Below are 22759 nucleotides of genomic sequence, written 5' to 3'. Positions count from 1 at the left end.
CCCGTGAACCTCTCGGCCCCGTTCATCCGCCGCCCGGTCGCCACGATCCTGCTGTCGATCGCGCTGACGCTCTCGGGCCTGTTCGCCTACCGCTTCCTGCCGGTGGCGGCGCTGCCGACCGTCGACTTCCCGACGATCTCGGTCACCGCCCAGCTCCCCGGCGCCTCGCCGGACTCGATGGCCGCCTCGGTGGCGACCCCGCTCATCAAGGAATTCTCGACCATCCCCTCGGTCGCCACGATCTCGGCGACGAACTACCAGGGCTTCACCTCGATCACCCTCGAATTCGAGCTGACCCGCAACATCGACCAGGCCGCCGCCGACGTGCAGGCGGCGATCACCCGGACCCTGCGCCGGCTGCCGATCGAACTCACCATCCCGCCGAGCTTCCGCAAGCTCAACCCCGCCGACGCGCCGGTGATCCTGCTGTCCCTGTCGAGCGAGACCACGCCGCTGCCGACCCTCGACGCCTTCGCCCAGACGGTGGTGTCGCCCTCGCTGTCGACCATCACCGGCGTCGGGCAGGTGATGGTGTGGGGCAGCCAGAAATTCGCCGTCCGCATCCAGCTCGACCCCAACGTGCTCGCCGCCCGCGGCATCGGCGTCGACGAGGTCCAGGCGGCGATCGTCAACGCCAACACCTCGACCCCGGTCGGCGTGGTCGAGGGCCAGGGCCAGAACCTCACCATCCAGACCAACACCCAGCTCATGAACGCGACGGCGTTCCGCGACATCATCGTGGCGGTGCGCAGCGGCCGGCCTGTGCGTCTCGGCGAGGTCGCCCGGGTGATCGACTCGGTCGAGAACGCCCGCATCGCCTCGTGGATGGACGGCAGGCGCAACCTCGTGCTCGCGGTGCAGCGCCAGCCCGACGCCAACACCGTCGAGGTGGTCGATCGCGTCAAGGCGATGCTGCCGAAGTTCCAGGAGCAGCTCGGATCCGGCGGCACCATCACGGTGATGAACGACCGCTCGCTGTCGATCCGCGAGGCGGTGCACGACGTGCAGTTCACCCTGGTCCTCACCATCGGCCTCGTGGTCGCGGTGATCTACCTGTTCCTCGGCCGCCTCGCCGCGACCCTGATCCCGTCGGTGGCGGTGCCGATCTCGATCATCGCCACCTTCGGGGCGATGTACCTGTTCGGCTACTCGATCGACAACATCTCGCTGCTCGGGCTCACGCTCGCGGTCGGCCTCGTCGTCGACGACGCGATCGTGATGCTGGAAAACATCGTCCGGCACGTCGAGGAGGGGATGAAGCCGTTCGAGGCGGCGCTGAAGGGCGCCGGCGAGATCGGCTTCACCATCCTGTCGATCACGGTCTCGCTGATCGCGGTGTTCATCCCGGTGCTGCTGATGGGCGGCGTCGTCGGGCGGATCTTCAACGAGTTCGCGGTCGTGGTGACGATCGCGATCGTCGCCTCGGCGGTGATCTCGCTGACGCTGACCCCGATGCTCGCCGCGCGCCTGCCGGCCGAGGCCGCCGGCCACGGCACCCGCAAGAACCTGTTCGAGCGCGGATTCGCCCGGATGCAGGCGGGCTACGAGCGCGGCGTCGACCTCAGCCTGCGCCATCCCTTCGCGGTGCTGGTGGTGTTCTTCGCCTCGGTCGGGATCACCGCCTGGATGTTCGTGGCGATCCCGAAGGGCTTCTTCCCCTCCGAGGATATCGGCCAGCTCTCGATCGCGACGGAGGCCGGCCAGGACGTGTCGTTCGACGCGATGAGCGCGCTCCAGCACGACGCCGAGGTCATCATCGCCCGCAACCCGGCGGTGGCCCACGTCGTCAGCCGCGCCGGCTCGAACGGCTTCACCGGCACCCTCAACCAGGGCTCGTTCTTCGTCGAGCTGAAGGACCGCGCCCGGCGGCCGCCGCTGGCGAAGACCATCGCCGACCTGCGCCGCGACCTCGCGGCCCTGCCGGGCATCCAGGTCTTCATCACCCCGGTGCAGAACCTGCGGCTCGGCGGGCGCCAGTCGAAGAGCCAGTACCAGTACGTGCTCCAGGGCCTCGACCGGATCGAGCTGGAGCGTTGGACCACCCGCCTCACCGAGGCGATGGCGGCGGACCGCGCCACCTTCGCGGGCGTCACCAACGACCTCCAGAACGCGGCCTTGCAGGCGTCGATCTCGGTCGACACCGACAAGGCGCGGGCGCTCGGCATCTCCTCCGACCAGATCCGACAGACGCTCTATACCGGCTTCGGCACCCGCCAGATCTCGACCATCTACGGCACCGCCGACAGCTACCAGGTCATCACGGAGTTCGACCCGCGGCTGAACTGGACCGCCGACCGCCTCGACGACGTGCGCCTGCGCGCCTCCGGCGGCCGGCTGGTGCCGCTCTCGGCGATCGCCACGGTGACCCGCACGCCCGGCCCGCTCTCGATCAACCAGCTCGGCCTCCTGCCGGCGGTGACGATCTCGTTCGATGTGCCGCCGGGCGTGGCGCTCGGGCAGGCGGTGGAGCGCATCGCCCGGATCAAGCAGGACCTGACGCTGCCCGGCACCATCACCACGACCTTCGCGGGCACCGCCCAGGTCTTTCAGGACGCGCTCGCCAACCAGGGCCTGCTGCTCGCCGCGGCGGTCGTCACGATCTACCTCGTGCTCGGCATCCTGTACGAGAGCTTCATCCACCCGCTCACCATCCTGACCGGCCTGCCGGCGGCGGCGATCGGCGCGCTCGGCGCGCTCCAGCTCTTCGGCATGGACCTGTCGGTGATCGCGATCATCGGCGTGCTGATGCTGATCGGCATCGTGAAGAAGAACGCCATCATGATGATCGACGTCGCGCTGGTGCTCCAGCGCGAGCAGGGCTGGACCCCGGCCGCGGCGATCCGCGAGGCCTGCCTCCTGCGCTTCCGCCCGATCATGATGACGACGGCGGCAGCCGTGATGGGCACCCTGCCGATCGCCATCGGCCACGGCGCCAGCGCCGAGCTGCGCCAGCCCCTCGGCGTCGCGGTGGTGGGGGGCCTGCTGGTGTCGCAGCTCCTCACCCTGTTCATCACCCCGGTGCTCTACCTCTACATGGACCGCCTCGGCACCGGCACGACCCGGCTGATCCTCGGCCTGCGCCGCGGCCGCCTGCCGGCGGCAAGGGGCACGCCGGCGGAGTAGGGGGCCAGGATCCGCGATGCCTGACCCTCCCCCCACTGCGGGGGAGGGTGCCCGGCGTATGCCGGGCGGGAGAGGGGAACGCGACGCTGTTCTAGGTTGGCGCACTGCACGGCCGCCGAGCCAGATCCGGAAACGGCGTCCCCTCTCGGCGGGACTACGTCCCGCTGCGCTCGCTCCGCTCGCCACCCTCCCCCGCAGTGGGGGGAGGGTTCACGCGCCTCACCCGGCCGCCAGCCCCCCTCACTCCGCCGCCGCGCGCTGCGCCCGCCACTGCGTCAGCAGCGCCCGCAGGGCCGCGGGCTTGAGCGGCTTGTTGAGCACCTGGACCCGCTGCTCGGCGGCGCTCTCGCGCACCGGGGGCGAGCGGTCGGCGGTGAGCAGCACCGCCGGCACGTCCGTCGCCAGCGCCGCCCGCAGGGCGGTGATCGCGTCGAGGCCGTGGCCGTCGTCGAGGTGGTAGTCGGCCACGATCACGTCCGGGCGCAGCGTCCCGGCGAGGACCGGGCCCAGCGCCTCGTGCAGCGAGCCGGCGGTGCGCACCGCGCAGCCCCAGCTCGTCAGAAGGGTCCGCATCCCGTCGATGATCGCCGGCTCGTTGTCGATGGCGAGCACGGTGAGGCCGGCGAGCGGCACCGAGGCCGGGCGCGGCGCCTCGCCGGCGGTCTCGGGCAGCGCCCGCATCCGCGTCACCGGCACCGCCACGGTGAAGGCCGAGCCCCGGCCCGGCTCGGAGGCGAGGCCGAGGGGATGGTCGAGCAGCCGCGTCGCCCGCTCGACGATCGACAGGCCGAGGCCGAGGCCGCGGGCGATCCGCGCCCCCTGGTCGAGGCGCTGGAACTCCTGGAACACCACCCCCCGCTTGGCCTGCGGGATGCCGAGCCCGGTGTCGCACACCGTCAGCACCGCCCGGTCGCCGCGCCGGCGCACCCCGACCAGGACCCGGCCCGAGGGCGTGTACTTGATCGCGTTCGAGACGAGGTTCTGGAGCACCCGGCGCAGCAGCGGCCGGTCGGAGCGCACCGCCAGCGCGCACGGCATCACGGTGAGCCGCAGCCCCTTCTCGCGGGCCATCGGCTCGAACTCGCGCTGGATCTGGCGCAGCAGGTCGGAGATGCGGAAGGCCGAGATCCGCGGCTTGAGCGCGCCGGTGTCGAGGCGCGAGATGTCGAGGAGCGCGGTGAGGATCTCCTCCACCGCGTCGAGGGAGGCGGCGACGTTCTCGGCGAGCGGGCGGGGCTCGCCGGCCTCCTCGATCAGCGCGGTGGCGTAGAGCCGGGCGGCGTTGAGCGGCTGGAGGATGTCGTGGCTCGCCGCCGCCAGGAACCGGGTCTTCGAGGCGTTGGCCTCGTCGGCCTCGGCCTTGGCGACCGTCAGCGCCGCGTTCAGCCGGGTCAGCTCCTCGGTCCGCTCCTGCACCCGCCGCTCGAGTTCCTCGTTGAGGCGGGTGCGCGCCTCCTCGGTGGCGACGAGGTCGGTGATGTCGGTGTAGGTCGCGACCACGCCGCCGTTGGGCAGGCCGTTGGCGCGGATCTCGATCACCCGCCCGCGGGGATGCAGGCGCAGGCGCTGCGGCCCGGCCTCCTGCCGGAAGGCGGCGATGCGCTCGCGCACGAGGTCGTCGGCGTCGCGCTCGCCGTAGGAGCCGCGGCCGGCGTTGAAGCGCACGATCTCCTCGAGGGTGATGCCGGGGCGGATCATCTCGGCCGGCAGGTCGTAGAGGTCGGCGAAGGCGCGGTTCCAGGCGATCAGGGTCATGTCGCGGTCGAACACCGTGATGCCCTGGCGGGCGTGGTCGAGCCCCTGCTGGAGCAGGTCGCGGCTGTACTGGAACGCCGCCGAGGCGTCGTCGAGGAGCTGGAGCGCGGCCTGCGGCGAGACGTTGCGCCGGCGCAGCAGCAGCGACAGGGCGAGCCGCGCCGAGGCCGCCCCGACCGCCGAGGCGAGGAGATGCTCGGCGTGGCGCAGTTCCGGCAGGCCGGCCGGCGCGTCGTCGGGCAGGGGCCCGCGCCCCTGCGCCATCGAGAAGTCGTCGAACGCCCGGGTCGCCCGCTCCTCGCCGAGGAAGCGCGCGACGGCGGCGCGCAGCTCCGCCACCGTGACGGCAGGGCGAAACAGCCGGAAGCTCGGCGCCCGCGGACCGGCTCCGGGCCCGAAGGCGTCGGCCTGGAGCCGCTCGATCGCGCTCGGCGGGCGCAGCAGCGAGACCCCGACATAGGTCGCCGCGTTGAGGCCGAGGCTCCACAGGGTGCCGTGGACGAGGGGCGGCAGGCCGTCGAGGCCCAGCAGCGCCGACGGCCGCAGCGCCGCGATGCCGAACGGGCCGGCGGCGAGGAGGCCGGCCCCGACCCCCTCGCCGAGCAGGCTCGGCAGCAGCAGGGTCCAGGCCCAGACCGCGAGGCCGGCGATGAGCCCGCAGGCGGCGCCCGGCCCGGTGCCGCGGCGCCAGAACAGGGCGCCGACGAAGGCCGGCCCGATCTGCGCCACCGCGGCGAAGGACAGGAGCCCGATCGCCGCGAGCGCCACGTCCCCGGCGATGCGCGAATAGGCGTAGGCGGCGAGGATCACCACCACGATCGCGCCGCGGCGCACCCCGAGCACGTAGGTGCCGAGGTCCGAGCCGGCCTGGGCCCCCGCCCCGCGGTCGTGGCGCCGCAGCGTCACCGGGATCACGAGGTGGTTGGAGATCATGATCGCCACCGCGACCGACTCGACGATCACCATCGCGGTCGCCGCCGACAGGCCGCCGATGAAGGCGACGAGGGCGATGCCGTCGGCGCGCTCGCTCAGGGGCAGCGCCACCACGGTCATGTCGCGCTCGACCGTGCCGTGGGGGAACAGCGCGAGGCCGGCGAGCGCCAGCGGCACCACGAACAGGTTGATGAGCACGAGGTAGAGCGGGAAGGTCCAGGCCGCCCGGCTCACGTCGGCGAGCGCCCGGTTCTCCACCACCGCCATGTGGAACTGGCGCGGCAGCAGCAGCACCGCGCCGGCCGACAGCAGGGTCTGCACCGCGAGCGTGCCGATGCCGGAGGTCTGCCCGACGAGGTCGAGGGTGCGCGGCAGGATCGTGTCCGGCGGCAGCACCGGCATGTCGCCGAACATCCAGCCGATGACGAAGCCGCCGACCACCAGGAAGGCCAGGAGCTTGACCACCGATTCGAGGGCGACCGCGAGGGTGAGGCCGTCCTGGTGCTCGGTGGCGTCGGCGTGGCGGGTGCCGAAGGCGACGGCGAAGCCGGCGAGCACCAGGGCGACGAACAGGCCGAGATCGCCGACCGCCCCGGGGCTGAAGCCGCTGCCGGGGGTGTCGACGGTCTGGAGCACGACCTGGAGCGAGGCGGTGACGGCGCGCAGTTGCAGGGCGATGTAGGGGATCGCGCCGATCAGCGCGATGAGGCAGACGAGGGCGGCGATGCGCTCGCTCTTGCCGTAGCGCGCGGCGACGAAGTCGGCGATCGACGTCGAGTTCTGCGCCTTGGCGATCCGCACCACCCGGGCGACGAGGCGGTGGCCGAAGCCGATGACGAGGATCGGCCCGACATAGATCGTCAGGAAGTCGAGCCCGGTATGGCTCGCCACCCCGACCGAGCCGAAGAAGGTCCAGGAGGTGCAGTAGACCGCGAGCGACAGGGCGTAGACGGTCGGGCGCACCCGCTCGTCGCGCATCAGCCGCCGGCCCGAGACGTCGCCCCAATGGGCGACCACGAACAGGCCGCAGATGTAGAGCAGTGCCGTCAGCACCACCGCCCAGCCGGCGATCATCGGGGCTCGTCCTCCCGTCCGGCGGGAGGTTGGTCCCGTCCGGCCGCGTCCCTTGTAGCCGGGAACGGCCGCGACGCCACCGGCGGAGGCTCAGAGCCTGTTTGCGTGGCTGACCCTAGTATTGACCGCGCGAAGCACCCCTTTCCCGGACGACTGAAGCGCAGCGGAAGGAGATCCGGGATCCAGACGTCAGATGCGCCGCGAAGCGGCTCCGTCTGCCAGCACTATCGCTGGGTATGGACGCTTCGCGACTTCTTGTGCTGGATCCCGGGTCGCATTCCGCTGACGCTGCATGCGCCCGGGAAAGGGGCGCTTTTTCTTTAGATCGCCAGTCAAGCAGGCTCTCGGCGATATTCGCCGGAACGGTCGCCGTTCCGGCGGCGACAATGATGCAGGAACAGGGATCTCGGCGGAGTTGCCCGATGCAACTCCGCTGAGGGAAGCCTACTCCGCCGTCGCGGTGACGTTGAGGCGGTCGAACACCTTGCCGGGGCTGCCGGCGGCGCTGACGTCGAGCAGGCCGAGGCCGGCCGGGTCCTTGGCGGTGGCGGTGACCGTGAGGCGGCCGGGATGGGTGACGAAGCGGGCGACCGCCTGCCCGAGCGCCTTGGCAGCGGCGGAGTTGCCGAGCACCGCCGGAATGCCGAGGCTCGCCGCGGTGCCGTATTCCTGCTGGAGTTCCGCCGGTTTCAGGCTCTGCGCCTTGGCCTGCCCGTTCACGAACCGCTCGAACAGGCCGCCGTTCTCGATCGTCAGGGCGAGGCTGCGGGCGCTGGCGCCGAGGAGCGCCAGGGAGGCGACCGTCGGGTCGGGGTTGAACGCCTCCGGCCCGATGCCGCCGAGGGTCGCGGTGACCCGCGCCGTGCCCATGTCCTTGCCGGTGACCGTGAGGTCCTTCACCGCGACCTCGCGGGCGGCCTCGTCCCAGCTCGAATCGAGCACGCCCGACAGGTCGACCGACGGGTAGCCGAGGGCGGCGAGCTGCGACAGGACCGGGGCGGCGGAGCCGGGCGGCACCGCGAAGGCGAGCCCGTCGAGGACGAGGCGGGCGGCGGTCGGGATGCCGTCGCGCGGGGTCCGGGTGTCGAGGGCGGCCTTGCGCAGGCCGAAGCGCAGGCGCTCGTCCGGCTTGGTCGCCTGCCCGGGTTTGGTCGCCTGCCCGGGTTTGGTCGCCTGCCCGGGTTCTTGCGCCTGCGCCGGCAGGTCGACGTCGAGGCCGGCGAACTCGACGTGCCCGAGGAGCGGGACGTAGCGGCGCAGCTCCGCCTCGTCGGGGGGCGTGGGCGAGGACAGGCGCCGCAGCCCGTCGAGCGCCGGGGCGAGCGAGATCTCGCTGACGCTGGCGCTCGCGAGCCCGATCCGCCCGGCCGGGCCGTCGAAGCGGAAATCCGCCGCGTTCGCCACCGGGGCGCTGGTGCCGCCGTCGAGGGCGAGGCGGGCGAGGTCGACCCGGGTGGTGCCGTCCTTGTCGGCGTCGATCAGCGACAGGCCGCGCATCTCGAGGTGCCCGATCGCCACGGCGCCGAGGAGGTCGGCGGCGAGGCCGGTCAGGCGGCCGCGCTCCGCCGGCCCGGCCTCGGCGAGGCGCCGGGTCGTCTCGCCCCACGGCGTCGCGGTCGGGCGGCCGCCGAGGTCGCGGCCGGCGATGGCGGCGACCCGGGCCGACACGCCCTCGCGGCCGGTGAGCACGATGTCCCGGGTCTCGAAGGCGTCGCAGACGCGCAGGGCCGGAGCGTCGGCGCCGCCGGTCTCGGTCATCAGGCGGGCGAGGGCGGTGAGGTCGAGGCCGTCGGCCGAGACCTTGCCGTAGGTGCCGGCCCCCGGCGGGGGATTCGGGCCCTCCACGCTCAGCACGGCGCCGGCGGAGTCGAGCCGGCCGATGCGGCCCCGCACGACGTCGCGGGCGACCACGTCGCGGTAGACCACGACCTGCACGCCCTGGTCGGTGGCCTGCTCGACCCGCAGCACCGGCATCGCGATCGCGCGGGCGTCGAGGCGCCGCAGCCGGTCCGGCCACGGCCCGCCCCCGGCGAGGAGGGCGCGCAGGTCGGCCTGCGACAGCGGACTGCCCTGCACCTCGGCCTTCGGCGCCTTGAGGGTGAGGCCGCCGAACGACAGGGTCACGTCGTCGAGGACGGTGCCGGCCTCCTGCGCGTGGGCCGGGGCGACCAGCCGGCCCGCCACCGGGCCGCCTCCGGTCAGGGCCGCGCACAGCGCCAGACCGAGCGCGGTCGGCACCGCGGCCGTCTTCGTCCACCGGATCATGTCGGGGCTATCCTGCGCTGGAGCGGTATCGGGCCGCGTCGGTCGTCAGAGGGAGAACGATGTGCCGCAGCCGCAGGAGGCGGTGGCCTGCGGGTTCTCGATCTTGAACGACTGGCCGATGAGGTCGTTGACGAAGTCGATCGTCGCGCCCTCCATGTACTGGACCGACACCGGGTCGACCAGGACCGTGGCGCCGTCGCGCTCGACCGTCAGGTCGTCGCCGGTGCGCTCGCGCTCGATGTCGAAGGCGTACTGGAACCCGGAGCAGCCGCCGCCATTCACGCTGATGCGCAGCATCGCGCCGGGCGGCTCGCCGCCCATGATCTCGTTGATGCGCCGGGCGGCGCGGGGCGTGAGGGTGATCTCGGCCATCGACGGCTCTGGCTTCTTCCGTGACCAATCGTCGGCGGGAAGATAGGAACGGACGGCGCGCGCCGCAACTGAATGCTGCGGCGCGACGGAGAGGAGGCGGCACGGTGCGCAGGAACGGTGAGCGCTGGCGGGCGCCCTATGCCAGCGATCCGGCGGAGACCCGCGGCCGCCTGATCGCGGAACCGGACTCGCCGACCCGCAACGACTTCCAGCGCGACCGCGACCGGATCGTGCACTCGGCCGCCTTCCGCCGGCTCAAGCACAAGACCCAGGTCTTCGTCCACCACGAGGGCGACCATTACCGCACCCGGCTCACCCACACCCTGGAGGTGAGCCAGATCGCCCGGGCGCTGGCGCGGGCGCTCGGCCTCGACGAGGACCTCGCCGAGGCGCTGGCGCTCGCCCACGACCTCGGCCACACGCCGTTCGGCCATACCGGCGAGGACGCGCTCCACGCCTGCATGGCCGCCCATGGCGGCTTCGACCACAACGCCCAGGCGCTGCGCCTCGTCACCCGGCTGGAGCGGCGCTACGCCGCCTTCGACGGGCTCAACTTGACCTGGGAGACCCTCGAAGGACTGGTCAAGCACAACGGCCCGCTGCTCGACCCCGCCGGCCTCCCGACCCGGCACTACGCCGACGGCATCCCGGTCGCGATCCTCGACTACGACGCCCTCAACCCCCTCGACCTCGCCAGCCATGCCGGGCCGGAGGCCCAGGTCGCGGCGCTCGCCGACGACATCGCCTACGACGCCCACGACCTCGACGACGGGTTGCGCGCCGACCTGTTCGACCTCGACGACCTCGCGGGCGTGCCGTTCCTCGCCGGGCTGCTCGCCGAGATCCGCGGCCTCCATCCCGGCCTCGACCGCTCGCGGGTGGTGCACGAGCTGACGCGGCGGGTCATCACCCGCTTCGTCGAGGACGTGATCGCCGAGTCGCAGCGGCGCCTGGGCGCCCTCGCTCCGGCCGACGCGGCGGCGATCCGCGCCGCGCCGGCGCCGGTGGCGGCGTTCTCGCCGGCCCTCGCGGCGGCCGACCGCGACATCAAGACCTTCCTGTTCGCCCGGATGTACCGCCACCCGGCGGTGCAGGCGGTGCGCGACAAGGCCGCCGAGATCGTGCGCGACCTGTTCGCGCTGCTGTCGCGCGACCCCGGCCTGATGCCCGACGAGTGGGCGGCGGGCCTGACCGGCCCCGACGACCCGCGCACGCCGCGCCGGGTCGCCGACTTCATCGCCGGCATGACCGACAACTACGCCGTCAGCCAGCACCGCCGCCTGTTCCCGACCACGCCCGACCTGCACTGGGTGATGTGGCCGGGCGCGGCCCGCCCCTGATCCGTCCGGACGGCACGTCGCCACGATCCGTCCGTCGAGGCGTCCGATGCCGCCCCGAGCGGACCGGATCGCCCGGAGGCTGCGGCGCCGGACCGGTGCCGGCGAGGTGTGCCGGACCCCCGGACCCCGCGACCGGGACCGTGCCGGCCCGCCCCACGGCGGCCGGCTCAGCCCGCGCGGCGGCGCAGGATGTAGTAGCCGCTGTCGTGCCGGCCCGGGCCGAGGCGGACATAGGCGTCCTTGAGCGCCCGCACGCCGAGGAGGCGCAGGGAGCGGGCGAACGCCGCCGGCGAGCCGACGTCGAGGTCGAGCTGGTGCCCGCCGAACCCGCCGGTCGTCACGACCATGCCGGCCCGCGCCGCCAGGGCCTCGACCGCGCGGCGGCCGAAGGCGTTGAGGTGCTCGAGCGGCAGGATGCAGTTGTAGTCGCTGTAGCGCCGCGGCCGGAACCCGAACTCGAACGGCGACCAGTCGATGAGGCCGTGGCGGCGCAGCAACGACCGGATCCGGCCCTGGCGCGGCACCGCGATCTTGAGGGCGCCGCCCGGGGCGACGCAGGCGGCGAGCCGGTCGAAGGTCCCGGCCGGGTCCGGCAGGTGCTCGAACACCTGCTCGGTGTGGACGATGTCGAAGCGGTGGTCGCCGAGCGCCTCCTCGGCCAGGATCGTCACCCCGATCGAGCGCGCGAAGGCGATCTTCTCCGGCGAGATCTCGGTGGCGTAGACCCGCATGCCCATGCCGACCGCGACCCGGGCCCAGCGCCCGTAGCCGAAGCCGTAATCGAGCAGGGACACGTCCTTCGGCTCCCGGCCGATCACCGCGAGCAGGCCGGCGAGGCGGCGCGCCACGTCGCGGAAGTTCTCGACCGTCAGGCGCGAGACCTCGTACCGCCTGAGCCGCACCGGATCGATGAAGCCGTCGTAGATCGCCGCCATCATCGCGCCGGCCGGCGCCATCCGCTGGTAGATGAGGCCGCAATCGGCGCAGTCCTGCACCGTGTAGTCGACGCCGCGCAGGAGGTCGTGGTCGACACGGCCCTGGTGGCGGTAGTGGCTCTCGACGTGCCGGCGCACCGCGGGCGCGTCGTAGGGCGCGCTGAACAGGGTCGCGGTGCGGGTCGAGGCGCAGACCGGGCAGCACGGCCGCTCGACGAACAGCGGCTCGTAGGCGGCCGGGGCGCCGGGCTCCGGCCGGCGCAGGGGCGCCACCGCGTCCGGCGGGTCGGCCTCCCGGGCGGAGCCGGCCTCGTCGCGCCAGTCGGAAATCGTATCCGGAGCCTTGTCCATGACCGTCCCTCACGGTTGCAGGCGGGAATCGCGCCGGGCGGGCGCCGGGTCGGGCGGGCAGGCCCCGCCCGGAGCGCAGGCGGCGGCGCGCCGGCATGCCCGCTCGCCCTCGCCGCAGCCGGCGAGGCAGGCGCCGCGGGCCGGGTCGCCGATGAAGGTGCCGGCCCGGCAGCCGGCGGCGCAGGCGGCGAGCCGTTCCCCGCAGGGCGCCTCGGCCCGGGCCGGCGCGACCCAGGCGAAGACCAGCACCCCGAGTGCGAGCCCGACCGGCCCCGCGGCGATCCGGGGGGCGGTCACGGCCGGACGTAGCTCCAGCCCTGCTCCTGCAACTCGACGATCCGGGTGATGCCGGCCTCGACCACCCGCGCCTCCGGCACCAGGGCGACGTCGCGGCCCTCCTGGCGGCTCTGGGCCGCGCGGGTGTTGCCGCAGCCGGTGAACACGACCCGGTCGCCGCGCCGCGCCAGCGCGCTGATCCGCTCGCGCACCGGCGAGGTGTCGGCCCGCATCATGTGCAGGCCGGCGCCGTAGGCGACGATCTCGACCTCGACCGCCTCGCCGAGGGACTCGTAGCGCCGGGTCATGTTCTCCACGTTGTTGAGCGCCATCGTCATCGTGGCGGGATCGTTCTGGGTGATCTGGATCACCACCCGGTGCGGCGCCGGGCGCGCGCTCTCCGCCGGCCGCGGCGTGGCGGCGACGGCCCGCGGCGCGGCCTGCGGGGCGGGCAGGCTCACCAGGGCCGCGAGGCCGGTTCCGGCCAGCGCGAGGGCGGCGAAGGCGGCGGCGGTGCGGGACATGCGCGATCCTCCTGTCATCGAGCGTCACCGCGCTCCCGCCGCGGCCTGCCCGGCGGCGGCCGGGCGCGGCCGGTTGCGGTCGAGCCATGCCTGGGCGGCTGGCAGCCGGTCGAGGCCGGCGACCTCGGCGGCAACGTCGACGTCGGCCCATTTCGGGTGGAAGCCCGGTGCCTGGAGCGCCTCGATGCGGCCGAACAGCCGGTCGACTAACCGGGCCATCCGGGCGTGCCGGGAGGCGTCCTTCGGCCACGCATAGGCGGCGAGGAAGGTCGAGACCGCGATCGTCGGCACCGTCTCGCCCGGCGCGATCAGGGCCGGGTAGTCGGCGCTGGTCAGCGTCGAGGGCAGGTAGTCGGTCTCGAACGCCTTGTCGTAGGCGACCGGCAGGAAGTGGTAGCCGGGCCCCCAGGCGCTGCGGGCGAAGGCGTCGACCGGCTTGGAGGTGACGAACACCACCGCGGCGATCTCGCCGCGCTTCATCGCCTCGACGGCGCTCGGATGGGGCAGGAACGTCTTCTCGACCGCGACGCCGAGGCGCTCGAACACGATCGGGCCGGAATAGGCCGCCGCGGTGCCCGGCGTGTTGAAGTTCACCTTGCGGCCGGCGAGATCCCCCATCGAGCGGATCTCCGGCCGCACGAAGACGTGCAGCTCCGACGGCACGAGGTTGAGCACGTAGGCGATCCGCCGGCGCAGGTTGGGCACGAACGGCCTGAACCGCGCCAGCGAGTCCGAGTTCACGATCGCGAGGTCGACGCCCTTGAGGTAGAGCAGCGATTCGAGGTTCTCGGCCGGGCCGCGGGTGACGATCGGCAGGACGTGCAGGTCCTCTCCCGCATCGACCACCCGGGCGATGTCGACCGCCAGCCGCAGCGGCGCGCCTTCGAGCAGCCCCCCGGCGAGGCCGAGGGTCCAGGCGTTGACCGCCTCGCGCAGCGGCTCGGGCGGGCGGGCGGGCGATTTGCGCGCCGGCGGGGATGGCGGTGCCGCCTCCGGTTCGAGCGCCGCGCCCGGTCCGGCCATGAGCGCCAGTCCCGCCGCGACCAGCCCGGCCGCGATCCGCGCTGTCTTCCGGCCTTGCCCCCGCATGCCCGTTCCTCCTGGGTCTGATGCCCTTGTGCCGATGGTGGCACGGACGGTGCGGGGATGCCGTGGGCAAGACGAGGTAGGCATTTGGGGGTATCCCCGGCCGTCACGACGGCTCGGCATCGCGTCGTCGCGCCGGCGCGACCTCGACCTGCGACTGACGGCGGGCCCTCACGGCGCGGGGAACCCCCCGCTCGTCGTGGAGGAACTCCGGCGCCGCGTAGGCCCGGGCGCGCCGGAACAGGATCTCGACCTGGCGCGACTGTCCCTCGCCGAATTCCATCGCGAGCCAGCCGTCCGGCTTCAGGAAGGCCGGTGCCTCGGCGACGATGCGCTGGTGCAGCGACAGGCCGTAGGGACCGCCGTCGAACGCCTCCCTGGGCTCGGTGTCGAGCAGGTGGGCCTTCTCGGCGGCGAGGCGGGCGGTCGAGATGTAGGGCGGGTTGCACACCACGAGGTCCACCTGCCCGGCGAGGGAGGCGTCGAGGGGGGCGAACAGGTCGCCCTGGCGCACCGCCACCCGCTCGTGCAGGCCGAGCCGCGCGACGTTCGCCGCCGCCGCCGCCACCGCCTCGTCGGTGAGGTCGCAGGCGACGACGCGCGCCTCCGGGAACGCGACCGCGATCGCGCAGGCGAGGTTGCCGGCGCCGCAGCACAGGTCGACGACGCTCGCCGGCCGCGGCCGGTCGCGCAGCACCGCGAAGGTGGCGTAGCCGAGCAGCTCGGTCTCCTCGCGCGGCACGAGCACGCCGTGCGGCACCTCGACCTCGACGCCCATGAAGCGGGTGGAGAGCCGGCGGGCGAGGGCGGGCCCGGTGACCGGGGCTGATGTCGGCATCATGGCGTTCCTCCGTCGGGGGGTGGGGTGGCGGCGGGGCGAGAGGATGGGGCGGCGGTGGCGGCCTCATCGCGATCCCGCCGGCTCGTCCGACGGCGGGCCGGTCCAGCACGGCAGGGTGCGGTCGAGCAGCAGGGCGGGGATCGCGCCGCCCGGCGCCGGCCCGCCGACGTCGAACGCCACGATGCTGGTGCGGGTCGCCGTCACCCGGCAGTCCTGGCGGTAGCGGACCGGGCTGACCCAGCCGTCCGGCGGCATCTCGGCGGCGAGGTCGGTGTAGCCCATCACGAAGCGGCCGCCGGGATGCGCTGCCTGCCACTGCTGCATCAGGTGCAGCAGCAGGTACCAGCCGGCGCCGGGCCGGACCTCGCTGGAGCCGCCGTCGAGGTAGAACAGGTTGCGGCCGAACCCGACCGTCCCGGCGGCGGCGAGCGGCGCGCCGTCGGCGCACAGGAGCGCCGCGCCGGCGCGCCGGCCGAGCAGCCCACAGCGCAGGAGATAGGTCGCCGCCGCCCGCGCCCGGCTGAACGGGACCGCCTTGCGGCCGTACATCGACCCGCGCAGCCGCAGCAGCGCCGGCAGCAGCCCCAGCGCCCGCAGCCCGGCCCGCTGGTGCAGCACGGGCGGCGGCTCGGCGGCCCGGGCCTTGCGGGCGTTGCGCACCACGTTGCGGCTGACCGCCCGGAGACACTCGTCCCAGGTCGCGAAGCGCCCGAACTCCACCGCCTCGACGGCGAGCGGGCGCGCGGCCACCAGGGTCACGCCGGGCAGGGCCGCCAGGGCGCGCTCGCGCGGCGCCTCCAGGCTCCAGAACGAGCCGTAGACGTAGCGACCGGGCCCGAGCGCGTCGATCACCGCCCGCATCGCCGCCGGCCACAGGGCGGCGTCGCCGGGGCGCAACTGAAGCCCGTCCGAAAAAACCCGCAGCCGCAGCCCGACGCCGACCGCGCATTGCCCGATCTTGCGCCGCTCGCCCCCGCGCGCCAGCACCACGTCGAGGCGCCGCAGGCGGAACAGCCCGTGCAGCTTGAGCTGCCACATCCGCATCCCGCCCGAGGCGCCCCAGAACGAGGCGTCGCAGTCCTGCGCGAAGCGGTCCCACTCCGCGGGGGTGGCGGCAGACGGCACGACCGTCACGGCCGCCCCGGCGGCGAACGACCCGTTGCCGGCGGCGCGGCCGGCCGGCGTGGCCCAGGACGACAGGCGCAGCAGCAGGGCCGGGGCGACCTGCTCCCATTCGAGGACGCCGGAGACCTCGATCATGCGGCGGCCGCCCGGTCTTCCGGAGGCGGCGCGGCGGAACTGGCATCGGTCATCGGCAGCATCTCCCGGTTGTCCCGGCCCCCATGGCGCGCGCCGGTCCGGGGGACCGCGTCCGGCGGGCGGATCGAGGCACGGGCGAACAGGCGGTCGGGGCCGTGCGGCCCCGCCGGAGGCCCGGTCAGGGGCAGGTCTCCGCCCCGGCGAGGACCGGGCGGAGCGGGGCCGGAGCCGGCGCGGGGTCGGGGCGGCGGTCGAGGGCGGTGGTGATCGCCCGGGCCAGCGCCGGGGCGTGCTCGGCGATGCAGGTATAGTGGTCGCCCGGCACCGCGACGCACTCGACCCCGGGCCCGAGGTCGGACCAGTACCGGCCGTCATAGGCGACGTCGTAGCCGGCGAGGCGCCGTCCGGCGCCGTCGCGCCCGGTGCCGAACACCACGACCCGCACCGGCAGCGGCGGCGGCGCGTAGGCGTAGACCGCGTGCTCGTAGGCGGTCTTCAGGCGCGCGTAGGTCTCGGTGAGGGCGCGCTCGGAATCGCCGCCGCCGATGCGGTCGCGGGTCGCCCGCTGCAGCCGGCGCTTGCGGTCGACGACGGTTCGCAGGTCGGCGAGCGAGTAGCCGAGGACCCGCCGCAGGGCCGTCAGCCGGGTCATCGCCCGGCCGAGGCGCCGCCGCCCCGCGGGCGTGGCGCCGGGGCCGGTTCCGCGCAGCAGCCGCCCGAGGACGGCGACGAGGGTGCGGAAGACGCGCCCGGCATTGAGCGAGGGCGGGGCGACCAGCAGCACCGCCTCCACCGTCCGGCCGGCGGCGAGGAGCTGGCGCGCCGCCTCGTAGGCGACGGTCGCGCCGTTGCAGAACCCGCCGATCCGGTACGGCCCCTCCGGCTGCGCCGCGAGGAGGGGGGCGAGCCGGTCCGCCGCCATCGCCTCGACGGTCGCCGGGACCGGGTCGAGATGGGGCGCCAGCCCGACCACCGGCAGCCCGAGTTCCGCGGTCAGCTTCGCCATGTAGAGGCCGCCATTGTCCCAGTCGCCGTGGAAGAAGATCAGCGGCGCCGCGCCCGGCGCCCCGTTGTGGAGCGTCACCACCGGGCTTTCGCTGGCACAGGCCGAGCGCCAGAACCGCAGCTTCTCCAGCCGCCGGCCGCGGAGGCGCTCCTTCTCGATGTCCTGGGCCACGGTGGTCGTCCTCCTGGGTCGGGGCGGTTTGGGGAGTGGGGCGGGTGAGGCGGGTGATGCTGCGGTAACGAGGTTCCGCGCGAACCCTCCCCCGCAGAGAGCAAGGCTGTCCGGGGAAAATTGGGTCGCGCCTCCCCTCTCCCGAGTGGGAGAGGGGCTGGGGGTGAGGGTGGCTCGGCTTCCGCAATGATCCTGAACGGTTGAGCTGCGCAGCTCATCTTTGGGTATTCTATCCTGATCCGTCTCCACCCTCACCCCTACCCCTCTCCCACTCGGGAGAGGGGATCCCGCGCCTGATTTTACAAGGAAATTTCCCCGGACAGTCCTGCGCAGAGGGGGGGATCAGGTTGCCCCCTCAATCCTCCACCAGCAGCGGCGGCAGGTGCAGGGCGGCGGTGGCGGCGCGCTTGGCGGCGATGTCGCGCCAGACCCGCTCCACCCCCTCCGCGTCGAGGCCGGCGGCGTCCGCCACCTCGTCCGGCGGCGCCCCGAGGGCGAGCCCGGCGAGGCACAGGTCCATCGCCCGCCACGGCAGCGAGAAGTAGAATTCCTCCTGGCTCTGCGGCAGCGACCAGGTGTCGGTCGTCGGCGGCCGGCGGCGGATCGTCTCCGGGACGTCGAGGAACTCGGCGAGCTGGTAGACCTGCGACTTGTAGAGATGCGCGATCGGCTTGACGTCGGCCGCGCCGTCGCCGTTCTTGACGAAGAAGCCCTGGTCGTATTCGAGCCGGTTGGGCGTTCCCACCACCGCGTAGTTCAGGCGGTCGGCGTGGTAGTATTCCATCTGCTTGCGGGTGCGCTGCTTCATGTTGGTCGCGGCGATCAGCGCCTGATAGGTGGCGGCGCGCAGCCGCACCTTGCGGATCTCGCCGTCCGGCGACTGCACCACGAGCGACGAGAAGCCGTACTCGGCGCCCGCCAGCGGGTTGGCGATCACCACCTTGGCGCCCCAGCCCGGCCCGTAGGCCGGCTCGACGGTGCGGATCGCGGCGTCGCGGCGGGCGTAGCAGCCCATCGCCTCGAGGGTGCGGCCGATCTCCTCCAGCGCCGCCTGGGTGCCGAAGCCCTCCGCCACCTCGCGGCCGAGGCGCAGGCTGTCGGGCTCGGAATCGTGCTCGGGCATCATCACGGCGAGCACGTGCTCGCGCCCGAACGCCGCCACGGCGAGCGCGAGGCAGAGGCTCGAATCGACCCCGCCGGAGACCCCGACCACGACGCCGCGCTTGCGCAGGGTCTCGCGCACCTGCCGGCGCAGGGCCGCGACGATGCGGTCGGTCTCGGCGGCCGGGTCGAGCTCGATGGCCGCGGCCGAGAAGGCCGGGCGGGTCGGCAGAACGGCGAGCTGGGTCATTCTCCGGCCTCCAGGACGGTCGCCGCCGCAAGCCGCCGGCTGACCTTGCCGGTGTCGGTCTTGGGCAGCTCGGTGCGGAACTCGATGCCCTGCGGCACCATGAAATCCTCGAGGTGGCGCTGGCAGTGGCGGATCACCGCCGCCTGGGTCAGGGCCGGGTCGGAGGCGACCACGAGGGCGCGGACCGACTGGCCCAGCACCGGATCGGGCGCGCCGAACACCACCGCCTCCTCGATGCCGGGCAGGCGATGGAGCACCGCCTCGACCTCCTTCGGCGCGACCTTCTCGCCGCGCGACTTGATGATGTCGTCCTGCCGGCCGACGAAGTACAGGAAGCCGTCGCCGTCGGTGTAGAACAGGTCGCCGGTGTAGAGCACCCGCTCCCACGGGTTCGGGCCCGGCCGCAGGGCCCTGCGGGTCGCCGCCTCGTCGTTCCAGTAGCCCTGCATGACGTGGGGGCCGCGGATCACCAGCTCGCCGACGACGTGCGGCGGCTGCGGCTGCCCGGTCTCGTCGACCACGAACGCCTCGGTGTTGGGGATCGCGATCCCGACGGAGCCGCCGTGGCTGTCGATCCGGTCCGGCGGCAGCCAGGTGCAGCGCTTGCACTCGGTCAGCCCGTACATCGAGTAGAACGCCGCCCGCGGGAACAGCGCCCGCAGGCGGGCGATGTGCGACAGCGGCAGCGCCGCGGCGGTGTTGGTGAGGGTGCGCAGGTCCGGCAGGGAATCGGGCGCCAGCGAGGTCATCCGCAGGATCATCGCCGCCATGGTCGGGACCAGCGGCAGCACGGTGACGCGCTCCTCGCGCATCGTCGCGAACACCGCCTGCGGGTAGGCGAACGAGGTGGCGAGCACCAGCCGGGCGCCGACGCGCGCGGCCATCAGCACCTGATACAGCCCGTAATCGAAGGCAATCGGCAGCACGTTGAGGATCACGTCGTCGGCGCGGCTGTCGAGATAGGTGGTGATCGAGGTCGCTGCCGCGTCGACGTTGCGGTGGGACATCATCACGCCCTTGGGCTGCCCGGTGGAGCCCGAGGTGTAGACGAGCATCGCCAGATCCATGTCGATGCCGCCGTGCGGCGCCGGGACCGGCCCGTCGAGGCAGGCGGCGAAGGCCACCGCCCCCGGGATCGTCGCCGGCGGCGCCTCGGCCACGATGGCGAGGCGCACGCTCGGGGCGAGCGCCACCGCCTCGGCCGCCACCAGGGCGAGCGCCCCCTGCGTGACGACCGCCCGCGCCTCGCAGTGGCGCAGGATATAGGCGAGCTTGTCGGCCTTCACCGAGGGGTTGAGGACGCTGAACACCGCCCCGGCCTTGAGGACGGCGAACAGCGACGCGACGGCCTGCCAGGTGTTGCCCATCTGGATCACCACCCGGTCGCCGCGCCGGACGCCGCCGGCCTGGAGCGCGCCGGCGAGGCGGTCGGAGAGGGCGTCGAGTTCGGCGTAGGTCAGCCGGCGCTCGGAGGTGACGAGGGCCTCCTTGGGCCCGTGCCGCCGGGCGCTGTCGCGCAGGTACGATTCGATGCGCATGCCGGCCTCCGCTCAGGCGGCCTGCGCCGCAGAAGCGGCTTTCTTGCGGGTCACGAACGCCTCGACCTTCGCGATCGAGTCGAAGTTCGACGGCAGGATCTCGTCGTCGGCGACCGTGATCCCGAACGTGTCCTCGACGTAGGCGACCAGTTCGAGGATGCCGGTGGAGTCGATCACCCCGTGCTCGATGAACGAGCCGTCCTCGGGCAGCCGCGTCGTCGCGTCGCCGAACAGGAAGGTCTCGATCACGAAGGCGCGGATCCGGGCGGCGAGGCTCGTGGGCATGGCGTGGGGTCTCCCTGGGAAGGCGGATGTCGCGGAGCGTGGAAACCGGACGGCGGCTCAGACCGCCGCGGTGAGGGGGGCGGCCTGCGGCGGGCGCCCCGCCGCGAAGGTCCGGTGCCAGAGCTGGGTCGAGAGGATCCCGACGAAGGCGGCGTTGTCCCGGAAGCCCGGCGTGCCGGCCTCGCGGCACTTCTCGGCAAGCCGCCCCACCGCCGCCGGGTTGAACAGCCCCGCCTCGCGCAGGGCCTCCGGCGCGAGCGCCGCGGCGAGGTAGCCGGGCGCCGCCGGGCCGGCGAACGAGGCGCTGTCGGGCGCCCGGTAGGGCTGCTTGGGCCGCGCCAGGATCGACTCCGGGACGAGATCCCGGCTCGCCTGCCGCAGGATGTGCTTCTCGGTCAGCCCCTTCAGCTTCGCGCCGGGAGGCAGGGCCGCGGCGAAATCGATCACCCGGTGGTCGAGGAACGGGAACCGCCCCTCGATGCCGTGGGCCATCGCCATCCGGTCGCCCTGGCTCGACAGGATGTAGCCGGGCAGCAGCAGGGTGAATTCGAGGTACTGGGCCTGGTGCAGCGGGTGCCAGCGGCGGAACTCCGCCGGCAGGGAAGCGGCCAGTTCCTCGGTGGCGTCGTAGCCGGCGAGCCGCGCCCGCAGGTCGCCGGAGAAGAACATCTTCGTCGCCGCCGTGCCGCGGAAGCGCGGGCGGTGCGAGTAGAGCGGATCGTCCGGCGCGTCGCGGCCGGCGCCGAAGAAGGCGAGCAGCGCGTCGGGCGTCTGCTCCTGCAGGCCCGGCAGGTAGGGATAGAGCCGGCGCAGCAGGTGCGGCCGCATCCGCGAGCCCGGCTGGCGGGCGCAGAACCGGCGCAGCCGCGCCTCCTTGAAGATGTCGTAGCCGGCGAAGACCTCGTCGGCGCCCTCGCCGGTGAGCACGACCTTCAGGCCGGAGTCCCGCACCCGCCGCGCCAGCAGGTAGAGCGGGGCCGGGGCGGTGCGCAGCATCGGCCGCTCGGCGTGGCGCACCACCTCCGGGAAGATCTCGGCGATCGATCCGGTCCCGCAGCCGACCGCCGCGTGGCGGGTGCCGAGATGCGCCACCATGGCGGCCTGGTGGACCCGCTCGTCGTGCTCGGGGGTGTCGAAGGTCACCGAGAAGGTGCGCAGGCCCCCCGGGGCGTGCCGGGCCGCCAGCGCCGCCACCAGGGAGGAATCGAGCCCTCCCGACAGGTAGGCGCCGACCGGCACGTCGGCCCGCATCCGCAGGGCGGTGGCGTCGTCGAGGAGCGCCAGGGTCTCCTCGCGCCGGTCGTCGTCGCGGCGGGCGGGGGGCGGCGCGTCGCGGTCGGGGAAGCCGAGCCGCCAGTACGGGCGCAGGGTCTCGCGGCCGTCCTCGATCACCATGAGGTGGGCCGGCGGGAGTTCGCGGATGTCGCGGAAGGCGGTGCGCGGCGGCAGCGGCGCCCACAGTGTGAAGAGCTGGTCGAGCGCCACCGGGTCGATCTCGGCGGTCACGTCCGGCGCCCGCAGCAGCGCCTTGATCTCGGAGGCGAAGACCAGCGCGCCGGAGAACGCCCCCGGGCCGCGGCAGCGGGTGTAGAACAGCGGCCGAACCCCGGCCCGGTCGCGGGCCAGCACCAGCCGGCGCCGGCGCGCGTCCCAGATCGCGAAGGCGAAGTCGCCGTTCAGCGCCGCGACGCAGTCCGGCCCCTGCTCCTCGTAGAGCTGGAGGATGACCTCGGTGTCCGAGGTGGTGGCGAAGCGCCGGCCGCGGGCGCGCATCGCCGCGCGCAGCTCGACGTGGTTGAAGACCTCGCCGTTGAAGCTGATCCAGGTGCCGCCGTCGCGGGTCGCCATCGGCTGGCGTCCGCCCTCCAGGTCGACGATGGCGAGGCGGGTATGCCCGAGCCCGGCGCCGGCGAGCGCGACGAGGCCGTCATCGTCGGGCCCGCGATGGGCGAGCGCGCCGGCCATGGCGCCGAGCAGCGAGGCGCCGGCGTCCGGCGAGATGTCTCCGAGATAGCCGACCAGTCCGCACACCGACCGTCCCCCTGTCCGCGGGCCGCTGCCGGCCCCGATTCCCTTGGCCGAACAGTGGCGGCCCGGCCGGGCGGCGTTCAATTCGCACTGAGGGGGTAGCCCGGACGGGGTTCGGGGCGGGAACTTCGCCCGACCGGCCGACCCTTCCCCGCAGCGGCAGGACTGTCCGGGGAACCGTCCGGTGACGATGATGGCGCGGGGTCTCTCCTCTCCCCGCGGGCGGGGAGAGGACGTCATCGACC

At 73.8% G+C, this 22759-nt stretch carries 16 protein-coding genes; 2 read left to right on the top strand and 14 right to left on the bottom strand.

Annotated features, from left to right (window positions below; all coding sequences use genetic code 11):
• Positions 1 to 3: 3 nt before the first annotated feature.
• Complete coding sequence (locus tag EOE48_RS18040) at positions 4 to 3123, top strand: efflux RND transporter permease subunit (protein WP_127731669.1); 3120 nt, start codon at positions 4 to 6, stop codon at positions 3121 to 3123.
• A 240-nt stretch (positions 3124 to 3363) separates the two neighbouring features.
• Here EOE48_RS18040 and EOE48_RS18035 read toward each other — a convergent pair whose 3' ends face one another.
• From EOE48_RS18035 to erpA, 3 genes are all read right to left on the bottom strand, one after another.
• A complete protein-coding gene (locus EOE48_RS18035) occupies positions 3364 to 6885 on the bottom strand; it encodes a PAS domain-containing hybrid sensor histidine kinase/response regulator (RefSeq protein WP_127731667.1) in 3522 nt (1173 codons plus the stop codon).
• Between the two features lie 444 nt (positions 6886 to 7329).
• The gene (locus EOE48_RS18030; protein ID WP_127731665.1) at positions 7330 to 9150 is read right to left on the bottom strand and encodes a hypothetical protein; all 1821 of its coding nucleotides are present in this window, start codon (positions 9148 to 9150) and stop codon (positions 7330 to 7332) included.
• A 45-nt stretch (positions 9151 to 9195) separates the two neighbouring features.
• Positions 9196 to 9522 carry an iron-sulfur cluster insertion protein ErpA gene (gene erpA, locus EOE48_RS18025; RefSeq protein WP_127731663.1) on the bottom strand — a complete coding sequence of 109 codons (327 nt, stop codon included), beginning with the start codon at positions 9520 to 9522 and terminating at the stop codon, positions 9196 to 9198.
• 104 nt (positions 9523 to 9626) lie between these two features.
• On the opposite strand from erpA, the gene EOE48_RS18020 reads away from it, so the two are divergent.
• Positions 9627 to 10862 (top strand): deoxyguanosinetriphosphate triphosphohydrolase, encoded by a 1236-nt coding sequence (locus EOE48_RS18020; protein ID WP_127731661.1) that lies wholly within the window; start codon positions 9627 to 9629, stop codon positions 10860 to 10862.
• A 167-nt stretch (positions 10863 to 11029) separates the two neighbouring features.
• Here the strand turns inward: EOE48_RS18020 and EOE48_RS18015 are convergent, their stop codons facing one another.
• The 11 genes from EOE48_RS18015 to asnB form a co-directional block, all read right to left on the bottom strand.
• Complete coding sequence (locus EOE48_RS18015; RefSeq protein WP_127731659.1) at positions 11030 to 12148, bottom strand: class I SAM-dependent methyltransferase; 1119 nt, start codon at positions 12146 to 12148, stop codon at positions 11030 to 11032.
• A gap of 9 nt (positions 12149 to 12157) precedes the next feature.
• Positions 12158 to 12445: a hypothetical protein gene (locus tag EOE48_RS18010; protein ID WP_127731657.1), complete on the bottom strand. Its 288-nt coding sequence runs from the start codon at positions 12443 to 12445 to the stop codon at positions 12158 to 12160.
• Positions 12442 to 12948 carry a DsrE family protein gene (locus EOE48_RS18005; protein WP_187371457.1) on the bottom strand — a complete coding sequence of 169 codons (507 nt, stop codon included), beginning with the start codon at positions 12946 to 12948 and terminating at the stop codon, positions 12442 to 12444. The genes EOE48_RS18010 and EOE48_RS18005 overlap by 4 nt, the downstream gene beginning before the upstream one ends.
• Positions 12949 to 12972: 24 nt before the next feature.
• Positions 12973 to 14037 (bottom strand): TAXI family TRAP transporter solute-binding subunit, encoded by a 1065-nt coding sequence (locus EOE48_RS18000; RefSeq protein WP_246154578.1) that lies wholly within the window; start codon positions 14035 to 14037, stop codon positions 12973 to 12975.
• 103 nt (positions 14038 to 14140) lie between these two features.
• Positions 14141 to 14872 (bottom strand): N5-glutamine methyltransferase family protein, encoded by a 732-nt coding sequence (locus EOE48_RS17995; RefSeq protein ID WP_246154577.1) that lies wholly within the window; start codon positions 14870 to 14872, stop codon positions 14141 to 14143.
• A gap of 66 nt (positions 14873 to 14938) precedes the next feature.
• A complete protein-coding gene (locus EOE48_RS29250) occupies positions 14939 to 16135 on the bottom strand; it encodes a hypothetical protein (protein ID WP_187371456.1) in 1197 nt (398 codons plus the stop codon).
• A gap of 178 nt (positions 16136 to 16313) precedes the next feature.
• Entirely contained in the window at positions 16314 to 17312 is a 999-nt protein-coding gene (locus EOE48_RS17985) for a thioesterase domain-containing protein (RefSeq protein ID WP_127731651.1), read from the bottom strand.
• 355 nt (positions 17313 to 17667) lie between these two features.
• On the bottom strand, positions 17668 to 18663 hold the full coding sequence (gene nadE, locus EOE48_RS17980) for an NAD(+) synthase (protein WP_127731649.1): 996 nt from the start codon (positions 18661 to 18663) through the stop codon (positions 17668 to 17670).
• Positions 18660 to 20201, bottom strand: a complete 1542-nt coding sequence (locus tag EOE48_RS17975) for a class I adenylate-forming enzyme family protein (RefSeq protein WP_127731647.1) — start codon at positions 20199 to 20201, stop codon at positions 18660 to 18662. Before EOE48_RS17975 ends, nadE begins: the two co-directional genes overlap by 4 nt.
• 12 nt (positions 20202 to 20213) lie before the next feature.
• Positions 20214 to 20486 carry an acyl carrier protein gene (locus tag EOE48_RS17970; protein ID WP_127731645.1) on the bottom strand — a complete coding sequence of 91 codons (273 nt, stop codon included), beginning with the start codon at positions 20484 to 20486 and terminating at the stop codon, positions 20214 to 20216.
• A 57-nt stretch (positions 20487 to 20543) separates the two neighbouring features.
• Entirely contained in the window at positions 20544 to 22517 is a 1974-nt protein-coding gene (asnB, locus tag EOE48_RS17965) for an asparagine synthase (glutamine-hydrolyzing) (RefSeq protein WP_246154576.1), read from the bottom strand.
• Positions 22518 to 22759 lie beyond the last annotated feature (242 nt).

It is taken from the genome of Methylobacterium oryzihabitans, assembly GCF_004004555.2.
Classification (GTDB): Bacteria; Pseudomonadota; Alphaproteobacteria; order Rhizobiales; family Beijerinckiaceae; genus Methylobacterium; species Methylobacterium oryzihabitans.
Note: the sequence above shows the minus strand (reverse complement) of the source record. Positions and strands in the feature narration are given on the sequence as shown.